Source organism: Zhouia amylolytica AD3 (assembly GCF_000511935.2).
Taxonomy (GTDB): Bacteria; Bacteroidota; Bacteroidia; order Flavobacteriales; family Flavobacteriaceae; genus Zhouia; species Zhouia amylolytica.
This window is the reverse complement of the sequence record NZ_AYXY01000019.1, coordinates 603,041-619,417: the sequence shown is the minus strand read 5'-3', so window position 1 is coordinate 619,417 and position 16,377 is coordinate 603,041. Positions and strand designations below refer to the sequence as shown.

14 protein-coding genes are annotated in these 16,377 nt (G+C 36.4%); 10 read left to right on the top strand and 4 right to left on the bottom strand.

Features of this window, described 5'->3' with window-relative positions; translation table 11 throughout:
- Positions 1 to 10 precede the first annotated feature (10 nt).
- The 4 genes from P278_RS07355 to P278_RS07340 all read left to right on the top strand — a co-directional run bounded on the left by P278_RS07355 (position 11) and on the right by P278_RS07340 (position 3,703).
- Positions 11 to 778 (top strand): glycosyltransferase, encoded by a 768-nt coding sequence (locus tag P278_RS07355; protein ID WP_038264430.1) that lies wholly within the window; start codon positions 11 to 13, stop codon positions 776 to 778.
- The gene (locus P278_RS07350) at positions 775 to 1,683 is read left to right on the top strand and encodes a sulfotransferase (protein ID WP_038264427.1); all 909 of its coding nucleotides are present in this window, start codon (positions 775 to 777) and stop codon (positions 1,681 to 1,683) included. The genes P278_RS07355 and P278_RS07350 overlap by 4 nt, the downstream gene beginning before the upstream one ends.
- The gene (locus P278_RS07345) at positions 1,680 to 2,528 is read left to right on the top strand and encodes a polysaccharide deacetylase family protein (protein ID WP_038264424.1); all 849 of its coding nucleotides are present in this window, start codon (positions 1,680 to 1,682) and stop codon (positions 2,526 to 2,528) included. Before P278_RS07350 ends, P278_RS07345 begins: the two co-directional genes overlap by 4 nt.
- 68 nt (positions 2,529 to 2,596) lie before the next feature.
- On the top strand, positions 2,597 to 3,703 hold the full coding sequence (locus P278_RS07340) for a glycosyltransferase family 4 protein (RefSeq protein ID WP_038264421.1): 1,107 nt from the start codon (positions 2,597 to 2,599) through the stop codon (positions 3,701 to 3,703).
- A gap of 152 nt (positions 3,704 to 3,855) precedes the next feature.
- Here P278_RS07340 and P278_RS07335 read toward each other — a convergent pair whose 3' ends face one another.
- On the bottom strand, positions 3,856 to 4,113 hold the full coding sequence (locus P278_RS07335; protein ID WP_038264418.1) for a helix-turn-helix domain-containing protein: 258 nt from the start codon (positions 4,111 to 4,113) through the stop codon (positions 3,856 to 3,858).
- 1,539 nt (positions 4,114 to 5,652) lie between these two features.
- Between P278_RS07335 and P278_RS07330 the strand changes: the two genes are divergently transcribed.
- The 3 genes from P278_RS07330 to P278_RS07320 are packed head-to-tail and all read left to right on the top strand — an operon-like array spanning position 5,653 to position 11,501.
- Positions 5,653 to 8,694 carry a SusC/RagA family TonB-linked outer membrane protein gene (locus P278_RS07330; protein WP_038264415.1) on the top strand — a complete coding sequence of 1,014 codons (3,042 nt, stop codon included), beginning with the start codon at positions 5,653 to 5,655 and terminating at the stop codon, positions 8,692 to 8,694.
- Positions 8,695 to 8,712: 18 nt separating this feature from the next.
- A complete protein-coding gene (locus P278_RS07325) occupies positions 8,713 to 10,155 on the top strand; it encodes a RagB/SusD family nutrient uptake outer membrane protein (protein ID WP_051413460.1) in 1,443 nt (480 codons plus the stop codon).
- A gap of 35 nt (positions 10,156 to 10,190) precedes the next feature.
- Positions 10,191 to 11,501 carry a TlpA family protein disulfide reductase gene (locus P278_RS07320; RefSeq protein WP_082436105.1) on the top strand — a complete coding sequence of 437 codons (1,311 nt, stop codon included), beginning with the start codon at positions 10,191 to 10,193 and terminating at the stop codon, positions 11,499 to 11,501.
- Between the two features lie 62 nt (positions 11,502 to 11,563).
- Here P278_RS07320 and P278_RS07315 read toward each other — a convergent pair whose 3' ends face one another.
- From P278_RS07315 to P278_RS07305, 3 genes are all read right to left on the bottom strand, one after another.
- The gene (locus P278_RS07315; RefSeq protein WP_038264412.1) at positions 11,564 to 11,809 is read right to left on the bottom strand and encodes a DUF6520 family protein; all 246 of its coding nucleotides are present in this window, start codon (positions 11,807 to 11,809) and stop codon (positions 11,564 to 11,566) included.
- A gap of 65 nt (positions 11,810 to 11,874) precedes the next feature.
- Complete coding sequence (locus P278_RS07310; protein ID WP_038264409.1) at positions 11,875 to 12,330, bottom strand: MauE/DoxX family redox-associated membrane protein; 456 nt, start codon at positions 12,328 to 12,330, stop codon at positions 11,875 to 11,877.
- 233 nt (positions 12,331 to 12,563) lie between these two features.
- Entirely contained in the window at positions 12,564 to 14,249 is a 1,686-nt protein-coding gene (locus P278_RS07305) for a helix-turn-helix domain-containing protein (RefSeq protein ID WP_152973905.1), read from the bottom strand.
- Positions 14,250 to 14,525: 276 nt separating this feature from the next.
- Between P278_RS07305 and P278_RS07300 the strand changes: the two genes are divergently transcribed.
- The 3 genes from P278_RS07300 to P278_RS07290 all read left to right on the top strand — a co-directional run bounded on the left by P278_RS07300 (position 14,526) and on the right by P278_RS07290 (position 16,371).
- Positions 14,526 to 15,167: a hypothetical protein gene (locus tag P278_RS07300; protein ID WP_038264406.1), complete on the top strand. Its 642-nt coding sequence runs from the start codon at positions 14,526 to 14,528 to the stop codon at positions 15,165 to 15,167.
- A gap of 114 nt (positions 15,168 to 15,281) precedes the next feature.
- A complete protein-coding gene (locus P278_RS07295) occupies positions 15,282 to 16,088 on the top strand; it encodes a helix-turn-helix domain-containing protein (protein ID WP_161808348.1) in 807 nt (268 codons plus the stop codon).
- A 4-nt stretch (positions 16,089 to 16,092) separates the two neighbouring features.
- Entirely contained in the window at positions 16,093 to 16,371 is a 279-nt protein-coding gene (locus P278_RS07290) for a helix-turn-helix domain-containing protein (protein WP_038264399.1), read from the top strand.
- The last annotated feature ends 6 nt before the right edge of the window (positions 16,372 to 16,377 follow it).

Sequence of the window (16,377 nt, the reverse complement as noted above, 5' to 3'; positions counted from 1 at the left end):
AAATAATAATATGAAAAATGTACACCTTTCTGTTGTATCCCATAATAATGAAGAACTAATTATAGATAATTTTTTCAAATTACCAAGGATATACGGGGGCTTTAAATTAAATATTTATGTAATAGATAATTTAGGGTCAACACAATTCAAGTCATTATGTAAGCAAAATGATGTTAATTATTACTCCGATATGGAGACAAGAGGTTATGGTGGTAATAACAATAAGAATTATGAGATAATATCTCCTGATAGCGAGGATATTTTTATTGTATGTAATCCAGATGTTACAATTCAACCTGATCAGTTTGAAGAACTTTTGACAACCTTTGAAAATAGTAATGCTGATATTTTTGGAGTTAAGGTTTATGAAAGTATAGATTTAAGTACTTTTTCTTCGCATAACAGAAAGTATCCAGCATTATTAGACCCTTTGGTTTCGTTGTTATTTAAAGTAAAACTTTTTGCTTTGGATCCAAATATTATCGCTTATCCAGATTGGATTGGTGGAGCTTTTATGATTTTTAAATCTGAATCATATAGAAAATTAGAAGGATTTGATGAAAGTTTTTTTATGTACTATGAAGACGTAGATATTTGTCGAAGGGCAAAAAGAAAATATGGAATGAAATTAATTTATAATCCTGGCTTTTATATAGTACATGAAGCTCAGCGCGAAGGAAGAAAATTGTTTAGTAAACATTTTTTGATGAATTTAAAAAGTATGATTAAATATTTTTTTAGATATCCTACTTTAAGACTTATAACCATTAAAAAATGAGAGGGAAACAAAAACAACTTCCGGATTTTTTAATTGTGGGTGTGGCGCGCTGTGGCACTACCTCTTTATTTCATTATTTAAATCAACATCCTAAGATTGGTTTTCCTGTTAAAAAGGAACCTAAGTATTTTAGTAGTTTACATATTAATTTTCCTCAGAAAGGAATTGGTGATTCCACTGTTGATAATAAGATAGTAAAGGATCTAAACACTTACACTAATTTATTTAATGGACTGAAAGATTTTCCATTATTAGGTGAAGCAAGTTCAGATTATTTCTATTATCATAAAAATACAATTCCAGAAATTAAGCGAACGCTTGGTGATGTCCCTATTATTATCTCTATTCGAAACCCTATAGAACGTAGTTTTTCTGCCTATAATAATTTGGTTAGAGATGGGAGAGAAAACCTCTCTTTTAGTTTAGCCTTAGAAAAAGAGGATGAAAGATCGAGTGCAGGATGGGATTGGATGTGGGCTTATACTCAAGGCAGTCTATATGCTGAAGGAATTAAGGCATTTCAGGAAAATTTTTCCAAAGTTAAAGTGGTGCTCTTTGATGAAATACAAGAAAACCCAGCTAAAGTTTTAAATGACATTGAGCAGTTTTTAGATATAGAAGCGTATAACGATTATGATACTTCAGTTAAGTATAGCCCTTCTGGAAGTCCAAAAAATAAATTAATTAAATTAATTTCCTCAAGAAATTCAAAAGTTATTAATGGGGTGAGGAATTCTGTAATGAATATTATACCACGCAGCGTTTTAGAGAAAATTGCGAAAGGTTTTTATGCTAAAGATGATTTGGACAATATGCTTAAAAAGCAGCTTAATGAAATTTTTAAAGAGGATATTGAGAAAACAGAGGTCCTGATTGGCAAGTCATTAAATTCGTGGAAAAAATGAATATATTAACCTTCGACATAGAAGAATGGTTCCACGTCCTGGATAACAACCATACCAAGACTGAAAAGGATTGGAGTAATTTCGAATCACGTATTCATCAAAATATGAATACTATTTTTGAATTGCTAGATAACTCTAAACAAAAAGCTACATTTTTCTGCGTGGGATGGATAGCTGAGAAATATCCCGAAGTAATTAAAGAAATTATAAGCAGAGGTTTTGAGGTAGGTTCTCATACGCATTTACATCAGTTAGTTTATGACCAATCGCCTAAACAGTTTGAAGAGGATTTAAAACGTTCTATTCAAACCCTGGAAGATGCTTCTGGACAAAAAGTAAGAAGTTTTAGAGCCCCCGGATTTTCAATAACTTCTGAAACTCCTTGGGCATTTGAGACTTTATTGAAGAATGGCATTGAAATAGATTGTTCTGTATTTCCGGCATCACGTGCACATGGAGGATTTAATTCTTTTGGACATGCAGAACCTGCTTATATTGAGTTAAACGGAATGCGGTTAAAAGAACTACCTATTAATACTCATGAAATAGGAGGAAAGAAGCTTGTTTTTTCAGGAGGAGGGTATTTTAGATTATTCCCATATGGGGCAATTAAAAGCTTTACACAAAAGTCCGATTATGTAATGACTTATTTCCATCCACGTGATTTTGATTTTGATCAACCTATGTTGCCTGGGTTGTCTCTAACGCGAAAGTTCAAATCGTATTATGGCTTAAAGCAAGCAAAACCAAAACTACAAAGATGGTTGAATGATTTCAACTTTATGGATATAGCATCGGCAGAAAAGAAGATTAATTGGGATAAGGTTAAGGTCGTTAATTTATAAAACCTTAAAGAATAGATTTTAATATTATCCTCTTATATTTACCCCAATAACCTAACCAAGACAACCACATGCTATTATACACCATAGCAATCTTTCTAGGCTGTTTTGTTTTTACCTTGTTGACCATCCCTAAAATTATTAAGGTGGTTAGGGATAAAAACCTAATGGATGATCCCAATGTGAGGAGTTCCCATAATAGGAAAACACCAACCCTGGGAGGAATTTCCTTTTACTTATCCTTAATAGGGACGCTGTTTTTTATCAGGTCTTTTGGTCCTAATGAAGAGGCGATTTATTTTATGCCGGCAATTACAGTTATGTTTATATCGGGTTTGAAAGACGACCTGGTATCTATAAGTCCAAAGGCAAAGCTGTTAGCTCAATTTTGCGCTATAGCTTTCATATTGTTCATCCCGGCCTTATCAATAAATTCTCTGAACGGATTTATGGGGATAGATAATATACCATTTAGTTTAGGAATGATCTTGGCTGCTGTTTTTATGATTGTTGTCATCAATGCTTTTAATCTCGTAGATGGTATAGATGGGCTCGCTTCCATGGTCGGTATGGTAATTTCAGGAGTGTATGCGTATATATTTTACAGTGTGGATGCTCCATTTTTTATGCTCTTATGCTTTGCTTTGTTAGGTTCCCTCTTAGGGTTTCTTTATTATAACCTCTCAGTAAACCGTAAGATTTTCATGGGCGACACGGGCTCGTTGTTATTAGGCTTTATAATTAGTGTGTTGAGTATAAAGTTATTGTCTCTCAATACTATAAAAGTGGCGGAATTACCATTTCTTAAGGAGAATACACCAATTATTGTTGTTAGCATATTAATTGTTCCCTTATTAGACACAGCCAGAGTTTTTGTGTTGAGGGTTTTGGAGAAGCGATCACCATTTTCTGCAGATAGAAACCATTTACATCACTTATTTACTGACGGACTCTTATTGTCACATAAAAGAGCCAGTCTGTTTATCAGTGTGCTCAACTTGTTATTTGTAGGTTTTATGGTAGTATTGGCTAATTATTTAAACTATAAGTGGTTGTTGCCTGTTTTTATAATTACCGTCTTTTTATTGGTAATGTATTGCATTCCTCTTAAAAGGAACAGGGACCGCTATGAAGAAAAGTCCGAAGCATTAAAGCGATTAATGGAGAAGAAGAAGTAATAGCTTTTTAATAGGACGGCTTTACCAATATTCATGCATCCGAAGCAGATAAACAAATAAACTGGAATCAAGCCAAAGTCATTACATTATAAAAATTCAACCAAAAACAGCCATTCATTATGAATGGCTTTTTGATTTTATAAGAAATTAAGTTATTCCTCAACAAAACCTTCCACAGAAAAATCGAAATCAAAATCAAAAAGATCTTTCATTTCGATTCCCAGGCCTTTGGCGATGGGTAGGAGGGTAGTGATCTTGGGTTCATTTTCAGCACTGATGATTCGGTATACTTGTTTACTTTCGATATTACCAATAGAGGCAACGGTCTGTACATCGGTATTATGGCGTTGAATCAATTCCTTTAAATGTTCTCCGAATTTCTTTGTGTAAGCAGCCTTTAGTTCTTTCATAACAACAAGATCATGGCTTTTAATCGAAAATAATTGTCAAGTTTGACAATATGTAAGAAAATTTATTATATTAGCTACGTATTACATATTTTTGCGATTCTTCTATAAGAAAAATATTAGAGGCAATTGCTTAGAGTCTTGAACTGAAAACTGGTAATTTTTGCACACAAGACAATAAGTACATTAGCTCACAACCCGGGTGTGGGCTCACTTATTCGTGTGCGGGTATACCAGTACCTCAGTTCGGTAGGTAGAGTTCCACGCCCATCAGTTTAAAACAGTCCGTGTTACTTTACTTCTAAGTTTTGGTTTCTTGGTTTTCGTTCGAGGTTTTGCATTAAGATGTTAATTCTTAGTCGAAATGATTATTTGGAAAATATTAAAGGATAGGATGAAACAACAAACAAAACAAAGGATGACTACCGTATATGAATTGCAGCTTACTGTATTTTATATATTATTTAAAAAGAAACCGAAGAACCCGGTTTAAGATTATTATAGTTACAGGAGTGACGCTAAACTATAATTCTGCACCCTTTTGCTGAACTCGTTTCAGTATGTCGCAGAATCCAGATACAGAAATTTATCATGCTGTGTCCCGGAAATTCGAAACTCTTTTTCTCCTGTAACTGACGACTACATATAACACAGTATCCGGCTGTGCGTGTTCAAATAGATTATTTACTGAATTATTGTTCATTTCTTTTGCTTGTCCAAATGCATTGCATTCATGAGTATTTGTATAAAATGGATAACAACGTGAGCATAAGAAATGAATCAATAGATCCGTCCGAATGTTATGTTTGGTATGGGGTGAATATCTTTTGCCTTTACAAAAATGAACATAATAAATAATTGAGTTAGTCGATGGATGTCAACCAGGCCTGTGGTTTGTTTAGAAGATAATTAATTGTTCCGCAGGCTTGTCCACCTGGTTACTATTTGAGAAAACTAAGGAACTCATAAACTAAAAAAACCTGCCGTAGGGCAGGTTGTAATCGGATTAAAAAAATCTATTCCCAAGGGGATAGATCTTGTTTGGGTAAACGAACAATTAAGCATTGATCATAATGTTCATCATAAAGATATGAAAATTAAACCAACAAATAAAGTAAGAATTGTTACTAAAAAATGAAATATATATGAAAGAAACACTCAAAGTAAATGGATTCCGCAACAAGCGCGGAATGACAGATTGGAAAAATCAATTTATCCAAATCATCCAACGCGCCAGCTCGCCCCATCGCTAAATCAGACCACTGGACTAATTTTAAACGCTTGGTCGCCCTTTTAGGGGTACAGGGGAAAGGCATTGTTAGCACCATTGCATATGGATTCCGTAACAAGTACGGAATGACAAGAGAGTAATAAACAATGTCCCCTTTAGGGGTGCAGGGGTAAGACATTGTTAGCACCATTACATATGGATTCCGTAACAAGTACGGAATGACAAAGAATTAAAAAACCCTCTGACAACATTGGCGTGGAGGCAGAGGGTAAATTCAATTAAAACCAAGTTTAATTAAACCATTCAAAATTATGGAAAATAATTTCTTGAACAAGACCAGGATCGTGCTGTTACTTATCCTGTTTTTATGTATCATGCTATTAGGCTATACCGCTTTTGGCAAACCCAGGACTCCCTTACCTATAGTCCAGCAACAAATAACCGGCCTCGTAACCGATAAGCAGGGTAAACCCATTCCGGGAGCTACAGTAATTATTAAGGGATCTACGGATGGCACCTTTACTAATGATAAAGGAGTTTATAATATTACGGCAACGCCCAATGATGTCCTGGTATTTACATTTATAGGATTTAAAACCGAAGAGGTCCCGGTAGAAAATCAATTACAACTCGATGTAATCCTTACCGAAGATGTAACCGCTCTTGGGGAGGTTACAGTAAATGCAGGGTATTATACCGTATCTGAAAAGGAGCGTACAGGGAGTATCAGTACCATTAAATCAGGCGTAATTGAGAAACAGCCCGTCAACAATCCGCTCGGGGCCATGCAAGGTTATATGTCCGGGGTTAATATTCAACAGACTACCGGAGTACCCGGAGGAGGATATAACATTGAGATACGAGGTAAGAATTTTATAAACGGAAATACCAATCCACTATACATCATAGATGGGGTTCCATTCAATGCAAATTCACTGGCATCAGCCAGTGTATCCGGAAGTATCAATAATGGTAATGTGAGTCCGCTTAATGCATTAAATCCATCAGATATCGAAAGTATAGAGGTGTTAAAAGATGCCGATGCTACCGCTATCTACGGTTCAAGAGCGGCAAATGGAGTGGTATTAATTACCACCAGGAAAGGAAAATCCGGTCCCACACAGTTTCAGGCAACTATTAATAGTGGCATGGGACATGTTTCTCATTTTCTCGAGCTGATGAATACCCCACAATACCTGGAAATAAGGAAAGAAGGGGTGGAGAATGACGGATTTGGTAGCTTTTTAGAAAACCCGGCCTTTGATTTTGTATGGCCCGATCTAAAAACATGGGATCAGGACCGATATACCGATTGGCAACAAACCTTATTGGGGGGTACCGCCTATCGAACGAAACTACAACTATCAGTTTCAGGAGGTAGTGATCAGACTCGATTCCGGATCAGTGGTGCTCATTTAAATGAAACTACAGTTTTTCCCGGAGATTCAAAGTATCGGAATACTGCAGTACACAGTAACCTGAATCACCGTTCAAAGAACAAACGATTTGCTTTGAACTTAACCTCGAACTATACTGTTGAAACCAACAATTTACCTCGTACTGACCTAACCCTTTCCGCTTACAAATTGGCTCCAAATGCCCCAGCGTTATATGACGACGAAGGACAGCTAAACTGGGAGGATAATTCCTGGGATAATCCATTGGCCATGTTATTAGAGAAGTACAAGACACAAAGTAATACCCTCATGGCGAATGCCCAGGTGTCTTATCAGATCTTACCAGCACTGCAGGTTAAAACCAACCTTGGCTATAATAACTATCAGATGGATTCGTATAAGCTCATGCCTAGTACCGCCAGGAATCCGAAATATGGATTCACCCCTGAGAATTATTCCTCTCAAACCCGCAAAAGGGCTACCAATACTTCCTGGATCATAGAACCGCAATTAAGTTGGAACCATCAATGGGATGACGCCAGTTTCGGTGTTTTGGCAGGGGCTACCTTTCAACAACAAACAACCGATCAAACGGTGCTTAAAGCAACAGGGTTTCCTAATAATCTGATGTTGGAAAACCTTGCTGCCGCCAATACCATAGAAATTTTAAATGATGGCCAAAGCGAATATCATTACCAGTCAATTTTTAGCAGGCTGAACTTTAATTGGAGAAACAGTTATATCCTCAACCTAACCGGTCGAAGAGATGGATCATCGAGGTTTGGGTCGGGCAAACAGTTTGGTAATTTCTGGTCTTTAGGCTTGGCTTGGATCTTTAGTAACTCGTTGTCCTTAGATGAAAATGGATTTCTGAATTATGGTAAACTAAGAGGGAGTTACGGGACAACAGGGAGCGATAATATTGGAGATTATAAGTTCTTGAATACCTTCGGGGTATCGGGAAATGATTACAATGGAATTACCCTGCTATACCCTACAGGTATATATAACCCGGTTTTTGGTTGGGAAACTAATAAAAAGCTTGAATTAGCTTTAGACCTCAATTTCTTTAAAGATCGTATTGTACTGAATTCAGCATGGTATCAAAATCGCTCCTCCGATCAGTTGGTAGGAATACCATTGGCAGCTACTACCGGTTTTCAATCTTTGACAGGTAACTTTCAAGCAACCGTTGAAAATACAGGCTGGGAATTCGATCTAAGAACGGTAAATATTGCCGGGGAGGATTTTAATTGGACAACTACACTTAACCTGACACTACCTAAAAACAATTTAGTAGCGTTTCCCGACCTTGCTACCTCTACCTATGCCAATAAATATGTGATAGGAAAACCGTTGACCATTGTTAAACTTTATGAATCCCTGGGTGTGGATTCTCAAACAGGAATCTATCGGTTCAGAGACTTTAATGATGATGGTGTTATCAATGCTATTGATGATAAACAATGGATAGAGGATTTAGCACCGGAACTCTATGGGGGGATTGGGAATACTTTTACCTACAAGAATCTTTCTTTAGAGGTATTCTTTCAATTCAAGAAACAAAAGGCCTATAATTTCTATAGATCTTATCCAACCCCCGGGTATAACTATAATATGCCGGTTGAATTATACGATCGCTGGAGAAATGAAGGTGATGATGCTTCGATTCAGCGAGCCACATTCGGTCAATTTCCCGGAGTCTGGGAGGCAGGGCAAAGGCAAAGTGATAGCAATAAAGCAGTTTCTGATGCCTCTTTTCTTCGTATGAGGAATGTAACCTTGTCTTATCAACTTCCTGGATCACTTAGTAAAGTAATGGATGTGACATTATATATACAGGGTCAGAATCTGCTCACCATCACCAACTATGGCGGACCCGACCCTGAACAACCCCGAAATTATATTTTACCACCGCTGAGACAAATCACCTTAGGGGGGCAACTTAGATTTTAACCATTAATATTTCGAATGATGAAAAAGCATAGATATATAAATAAAAAGAGCAGGATACTAAGCGTTTTTCTGCCGGATCGTAACAGTACATTAAAAATAGGAATTATCAGCCTGTTGGCACTGATAATGATAGGATGTGAGAAGTTCGTCGAAGTGGATCCCCCTAAAAATGTATTGATCGCAGAGGAAGTTTTTCAAGATCCTAACACGGTAGCCTCCACTATTGCAAATATGTATTATCAAATGCGTGAGCAAGGAATGGTTTCCGGACTGAACGGTTTGAGTATCGTTATGGGGATTTATTCCGATGAACTCGATTACTATGGCTTTAGTAATGATTATTTGGCCATGTATACGCATAATGTAAACGCCTCGAACGGCCTGGTAGATGAATGGTGGCGTAACGCTTATCAAATAATTTACCTGGCAAATAATATCCTGGAAGGGGTCAATAATGCAACAGAACTTAGTTCAAACGATAAAGAAAGATTTATGGGGCAGGCCTATTTTGTACGCGCTTACCTTCACAGTTTATTGGTAACCATGTATGGAGACGTTCCCTATATAACTTCTACCGATTACCTTTTGAATAACAAGGTGGCAAGGGATGATGAAAATGAGGTGTACGAGCATATTATTGAAGATTTAAAAAAGGCCTCTGAATTATTACCCGTTGAAGATGAGAGTGGTGAGCGAGTGATCCCCAATCAAATAGTGGCAAAAGCCTTGCTTTCAAGAATGCATATGTATAGGGGTAATTGGGAACAGGCACAAACGATAGCCACTGAAGTAATTAATACAACAGGATATTATTTACAGGAGGATCTCGACAAAGTATTTTTAAAGAATTCACCGGAAACCATCTGGCAGTTTAAACCTGAAGGTATTATCCAGTTAAACACCTATGAAGCAGCTCAGTTAATTATAGAGTTTATTCCGGGACAATCCTATTCATTACATAACAATTTATTAGCTGCTTTCGAACAAGACGATTTAAGAAGAGTTCATTGGGTTAATAGTATTTCAAGTACAGCAGGCGATATCACCTTGTATTTTCCATATAAATACAAGCAAACAATAAATACTACCAATGAATCTTTAGAATTCTCCATCGTATTCCGAATGGCGGAACAACACTTAATTCGCGCCGAGGCCAGGGCGCATTTAAATAATATAGTGGGAGCACAGAATGATTTGAACACGATTAGAGAAAGGGCAGGCTTACCGCCAGTGAATATTGGAAGTTCAATTGGACTCATAGAAGCTATTACCAGGGAGCGGCGGGTAGAACTGTTTACAGAACACGGACACCGCTGGTTCGATCTTAAAAGATTAAAGAAGGCCAATCAGGTTCTTGAGAATCTGAAGCCTAATTGGAGAAGTACTGATACTTTATTCCCAATTCCCATTAATGAATTGGAAATGAATCCGAAACTACAACCACAGAATAGTGGTTACTAAAAACCAATTTCATTAAATAAATATAAAAAAGGACCATGAAATTACATTCAATATTATTCATCATACTTTCATTGATACTGATGCATAACAGGGGATACCCTCAATCGCAAAGTAGCCAGGAGGAAAAGGACTGGAAAGAATTTAATGAACTAAAGCTCCTGTATTACAATACCCCGGAGCAGGAAGCTAAAGCCAAAAGCCCAAGTTTATTGGTATATAAGAGATATGAAGATGAAGTGTATAGCAAAAGGTCTGTTATGGCTGAAAAATTTATGAATAATTACCCGGAGTCGAAGTATTATAAAGAGGTACTGCAGTGGTATTTAAGCGCATTCTTTTTACCGGTATTTATCCCGGAAACTATAGAAAAAGAGCGACTTGAAATTCTTAATGCATTCTATGGTCCTGATAAATGGAAAGGAGCTGACCGTTTTCGAAGGGTCCTACCCATTAACAAAAGCGCAATGGAGTTGTGGTTGGAGAAAGGAAACAAGTATGTAGAAAAATTTTTAGCATCAAATGCCTCGCCACAGGATAAGTTTGAAATCGAACAGTCACTGATTAATCGGGATGTTTTTATAGCCAATAGGTGGTTTGTTGGATTGGAGAGAGAATCACTTGAAGAGGATTTTTGGGAACAATTTTATCAATTCTATTGGGAAAGTATTTATCAGCGCATAGAACAATTATTTTACAAATATTCCGAATTGGAATCCATGACTCACTATGCAAATCGGTTTGTGAAATATGTAACAGATCACTCAAAGGTTCCTTCTCTTAGGAAATATTATTGGCAACGCTTTTATGAATTTACTAATGAAAACCAAATAGCGAAGCATAAAGGAATAAAGGCATTGCAAAAAGTGGCCCTTGAGAATATAAAGGCACTAAACACCCAGGATATGAACGATAATAATGCCAAATCAAAGGCTTTAGAAATGAGTTTTACTGCTATGGATGGTACGAAGGTAAACCTGAAGAATTTGAGAGGAAAGGTGGTATTAATTGATTTTTGGTCAACTTACTGTCCTCCGTGCATTAAAGAAATGCCCCATGTGAAAGAACTTTATGACAGGTATAAAGACAATGGGTTTGAAGTAATTGGGATTATAGCCAATGGAGAAGAATCCCGAGAACAGATAATGAAGATTATGGAAAAAACCGGGGCTACCTGGCCGCAGCGTTTAGATAAAGCTTCAAATGTGTCGGTTAGTTATCATTCACTATATAACATCAATAGTTTGCCGACAGTTTGGTTATTGGATAAAGAAGGAAGAATAGTAGATAGAAATGCCAGGGGAGAAAGGTTGGAACCTTTAATACGTAAATATTTAGAGTTAGATTAGTAAGTGTAATATAAATAGGCTGCCTTAAATTAAAAGGCAGCCTTTTAATTTAAAATAAACTACTATTCAACCCTTTTTAAAGGATTCTCCAGTGATGGCTCGTCGTACAATTGGTAACCATTATGAGTACATAATTCACCCGTTGCCATTGGCGAACATTGAGTTTGCACTTGCTGAATTCCGGGAATAAAAGGATCGTCGTAATAACCAATCTGACTACTACTGTTTGCATCTGCTGCAAATGCAATACCTATTGCTACTAAAAAAGCAAAGGCTGGTAGGACGGTTTTAAAAACTTTTGTCTTCATTTTTATAAATTTTAAATAATGCCTACTCTTTAAGGTTTTCGGCTTCCCCTTCCTTAATTGCGCAATTAAGTTTTTATGTATTGTTTGATATTTTTCTCATGTATTGTAGAGATATTATTTGATTCAAGGATTATTGCGATTACTGCCAGAAACATAAATACTATATTAAATACCAAGTGTTCCGTCCACCCCAGTTGTTCGAGCACCCCGCCACATGAACAAGGGATATGGTCACTAAAGTTTAAAATGGCTATGATGTACATACTGAAAGCCATCATAAGACCAAGACTCGCATATAAAGCTGGGATGCGAAATTTTTTGACTATGAGTAGCAGCGCAAGTGCAAGTTCAATAGAAGGAACACCATAGGCCACCAGCCCCTTAAAATTGGTGAGCATGGGAGACTGCCCCAACTGCACCCTGAAGGTTTCAAAATCCAATAGCTTACTTACCGCAGCATATACAAACAACAGGATGTAGAAGAGGCAGATGATATCAATAATAGTGGCTTTTAGTTTCATTTTTCAGGCATTAGTAGTGTATATTTTAATTATTATGCCTTGTAAGTGTAGCTTTTGAAACCATTGCTAAAGTATTGCAAAGGATTGAATAGACACTTTTAAAAAACCTTTAAATAGATAAGAATACTATAAAAGTTGGATTTTATATGTTTTGAAATTCAAGTGGAGGAGGTTTTGAACGTGCTAAAATTCATTTATTGAACATTAAATGGTTCCAAACAGACAGTCATTCATTAAAGACCCCGTTTAAGTTCTTCGAGAAAGTAGGAGGTGCTAATCCCCGTTTTTGATTTAAAGGCTCTCGTAAACCGTTGTGTAGTGCTAAAACAAGCTTCTTTGGCCAGGGCAGCATTGGTGTATTTTCTTAAAATGGGTTCCTTTTTTAATCTCGCCACGATAAAATCTATTTTGAGGTCATTGATGTAGTTGGCAAAACTTTTACCTCGGAAACGAGCTATAATTTTAGATAGGTACTTGGAGTTTACATCAAGTTGAGCGGCTAATTTACTTACAGATAAATTTTCATCCAGGAACTGCTGCTTCTCCTCAAAAGTTTTTAGCTGCTTGATGACTGTACTCAAAACATCTTCACTAATATTTAGATCCGAATAGTTAAGGGGGGCAACAGGAGATACTACAGATTCCTTCGGTTCCTCATCCATCAGTTTTTTAAACTGCTCCTCATAGCGTTTTCTGATTTTTAAATGCCTAACCACAAACAAACCTAATAGCGAAAAAACGATCCCCAACCCTGCAGTTAGGTATCCTGTTCTTTTGTGTTCCTTGCGGAGCTGTATTTCCAAATTAGATTTCGTGCGCTCCAGTGCTTTGGTATCGTACTCCTTGAATATTTTTTTGTAGAGGTAGTAGTTATGTTGGTTAAGAACACTATCTAGGCGCTCCAACTGATCAATATAATAAAGTTGTTGCTCGGTATCATCAGAAGAAATAGCCTGCTTTAGCAGGATCTCAAAACTTTCTCTTAGGTCTGCCCGGATATAATGATGCGCATTAAAGTTTTCATCAACGGTTTTGAAATCATCCATAGCCTTATCCTTTTTACCCAGTGCCAAGTAACTTTTTCCACGATAAAAATACCCGATAGCACTATTAGCGAAGTCATCCCTTTTAGCAATACCTGGTAATACTTCATTAAGTAAGGTAAGGGCATTGTGGTAATTGTCTCTGGAGTATTGATTAACCCCTTCCGAAAGTTTAAAATAGATTTCCATGGTTGCCATACCCAATCGCCTGGATGCTTCTAGTCCTACTTTGTTAGTCTCAGAACAATCCCCGTAATTTCCCATGCGATTCTGGCATAGACTTATTTGGTGTAAGGTGTTCAGGTAGGCTCTTTCTTTATGATGCTTAAAATAAGGAAGGCATTCATTGAGTAATGACAATGCTTCCATATAATAGCCCAGATAGTACTTAACCTGTGCGATGAGGTATTGGTTCTTGTAATATAAATAGGGTGTTTTATCCAGGGTAAGATACTCTGTTGCTTTGAGGTAGCTATTAAGAGCTGCAGTATGGTCTTTCGCTCCATAATGAACAATTCCTCGGGTGAGGTAACTACTCGCAATTAAACTACTGTCTTGAATACGTTTGGCGACCATGAGCATACTATCTGAAAATCGGATTTTTTGAACATGATCGGTGCGATGGAGGTAGTATTTGTAGGCATAAAATTCTTCAGTATCGTTTTTTTCTGCTCTGGCCTTCATTAAATAGGCCTTTAAATACGCTTGCTGTGAAATACTGCCTTTGGACGAAAGTTTAATTTTATGAGCTAAGGTAGCGTAGTCGTTTGACACTAAACTATCGAGGTTGTTTAGACCCTGTGTTTGTGCACTGGCGGTTACGAAGTGTAAAGGCCACAACAGTATATAAAGTAATATTTGAACTGATATTTTCAAAATAAATGATATCGAATACAGGGTATTTACTTATATCTGTAATCTTTATAAATGTATTGAATTATTGCTAAAAATAGCGGTAAAAAGATTAATTATTTACAGAAAATACGTATTTAAATTTACGAAAATGCATTTGTAGTCATTTGATTGATGTATGATTCTCTTCTAGCTTTGATTCGAATTCAAAAGCCAAATAGGCCCATAAACAGGGCTTTGGTTCAACTTTTCCGGAATACTGAACTGATTCACAGATTAAAACAACATTAAATCAAAATCATGAAAAATTTATTCAAATACTTTATATGCATTCTTTTTGTTTCCTGTAGCAATAATGAAGGAGACTATACTGATAATCCGGAACATAAGGCCTCTAGATCTATAATAACCAATGAAACTAAATCGCTTTATACATCAATTAAAGCCGATTACTTAAAACAAGTAGATCGTCCGTTAAGCACTGCGCAAAGAAGTGCCTTAATTCACAAACTCTCGGATAAATATGGATTAAACACCTATACTAATACAGGTATCTCTTTGAGAATTAGTTATGAGGATATTACCAGGCAGGAGCTTCGGCAACTCATCGAGAATTCAGATTTAAGTACTGCCGCGAAAAACAGTTTGTCAAACTTTGCTAATACCATATTGATGGTCCAGTACCAACCGGATCCTGAACTTTATGATTATTTAATTCAATATCAATACAATGTACTAACAGACAACCAGTTTAATAGCTATGATATACAGGTGTTAAATACCACCTCAGATATGGCAATGTTGACAACCTATGGCGATGACGAAGAACGTGAAGATGAAGATTGGGATATAGCCGTCGGTCATATAGCTTCCTGGATTAATAGCGCCCTGGAAAGCAATGAGGAGGCAGCTTTAGAAACACTAATTCAACAGTTAAAATAATCCCCGAATAAACCTCGGAGAAAGGGAGGGGTCATTCACAGGGCACCTCTCTTTTAATTAAATTAAAGAAGCTTTTATTTAATGATGATTTAAGTTATGGATGTTGATTACAATATGAGATCCATAGATAGATCGGAGCATATAAGGTTACAAACAAGTAATTTATACCTGATCATTATTCAATATGGAATACTACAAGTGTCTGGTGGGTATGTCAATTCTAGTTTGCATCAAAAAGCGCTATTTCTAATCGGAACTAAACTTCCGGTATCCTTAAACATAGTCGGTACCGATTTTAAGGCTTGGCTTATTCAAATTAACTTAACTGTTCTCGGAAAGTATAATGCTTCGGGCTTGGCTCAATTATATTTTCATTCGATTGAAAAAGAAAAGTCCTTCAATTTAAGATTAAGTAATAGAACATATATCATATTAAAAATATTAACGAGTTATATATGGTATAAATCAAACTCACAGACATTTAATTCTTTAGAAAGTAATTTGAAACAGTTGGCCTTTGTAATCTTTTTTATGGAGGTAGAAAAGATACTCCCTGTTTCAGAGCATTATATACTGGTTGATCACCAAATTTTCATAGACTTTTTAAAATTAGTGAATCAACACATTTCTAGCGAACATCAGGTGCAGTTTTATGCAGATCGCCTTTGTGTTACTCCACAAACCCTGTCTTTAAAACTTAAAAAAATAAGTGGTAAAACTGCTAAATATTATTTAAGTGAAGTCCTGTTACAACGAGCGGAAATTGCATTATCCGGCTCTTTATCTATTATTGAGATTTCAGAGAAATTAGGCTTTAAGAATCCAAGCTGCTTCAATATTTTTTTTAAATCTAAAACCAATCTAACACCTACATCATATAGAAAAAAGCTCCAGAAACTTACCAGTAAAACTAAATATTAAAACTATGACCCAAATTTTACTTACCGCAGAAGACCTTGAAGGATTTAAAGATGAATTAATTAATGAAGTTAAAATGCTTGTTAAGGAAGCCTTGCATACTTCCACCACGAATTGGATTAAATCGGCAGAAGTACGGAAATTACTCGGAATAAGTCATAGTACTTTATGTAAAATGAGAGCCAACGGGACCCTGCCTTGCACTAAAATTGGAGGCATATATTTCCATGATAGAAAAGCGATTGCCCAACTTTTAGGAGTAAATATATCCTTTGAAGAAGCATAGAATGAC

Excerpts from the sequence above, each read along its gene's own strand:
- P278_RS07325 (WP_051413460.1), top strand. The coding sequence starts at position 8,713 with ATGAAAAAGCATAGATATATAAATAAAAAGAGCAGGATACTAAGCGTT.
- P278_RS07300 (WP_038264406.1), top strand. The coding sequence starts at position 14,526 with ATGAAAAATTTATTCAAATACTTTATATGCATTCTTTTTGTTTCCTGT.
- P278_RS07345 (WP_038264424.1), top strand. The coding sequence starts at position 1,680 with ATGAATATATTAACCTTCGACATAGAAGAATGGTTCCACGTCCTGGAT.
- P278_RS07320 (WP_082436105.1), top strand. The coding sequence starts at position 10,191 with ATGAAATTACATTCAATATTATTCATCATACTTTCATTGATACTGATG.
- P278_RS07315 (WP_038264412.1), bottom strand. The coding sequence starts at position 11,809 with ATGAAGACAAAAGTTTTTAAAACCGTCCTACCAGCCTTTGCTTTTTTA.
- P278_RS07335 (WP_038264418.1), bottom strand. The coding sequence starts at position 4,113 with ATGAAAGAACTAAAGGCTGCTTACACAAAGAAATTCGGAGAACATTTA.
- P278_RS07290 (WP_038264399.1), top strand. The coding sequence starts at position 16,093 with ATGACCCAAATTTTACTTACCGCAGAAGACCTTGAAGGATTTAAAGAT.
- P278_RS07350 (WP_038264427.1), top strand. The coding sequence starts at position 775 with ATGAGAGGGAAACAAAAACAACTTCCGGATTTTTTAATTGTGGGTGTG.
- P278_RS07340 (WP_038264421.1), top strand. The coding sequence starts at position 2,597 with ATGCTATTATACACCATAGCAATCTTTCTAGGCTGTTTTGTTTTTACC.
- P278_RS07330 (WP_038264415.1), top strand. The coding sequence starts at position 5,653 with ATGGAAAATAATTTCTTGAACAAGACCAGGATCGTGCTGTTACTTATC.
- P278_RS07295 (WP_161808348.1), top strand. The coding sequence starts at position 15,282 with ATGAGATCCATAGATAGATCGGAGCATATAAGGTTACAAACAAGTAAT.
- P278_RS07310 (WP_038264409.1), bottom strand. The coding sequence starts at position 12,330 with ATGAAACTAAAAGCCACTATTATTGATATCATCTGCCTCTTCTACATC.
- P278_RS07355 (WP_038264430.1), top strand. The coding sequence starts at position 11 with ATGAAAAATGTACACCTTTCTGTTGTATCCCATAATAATGAAGAACTA.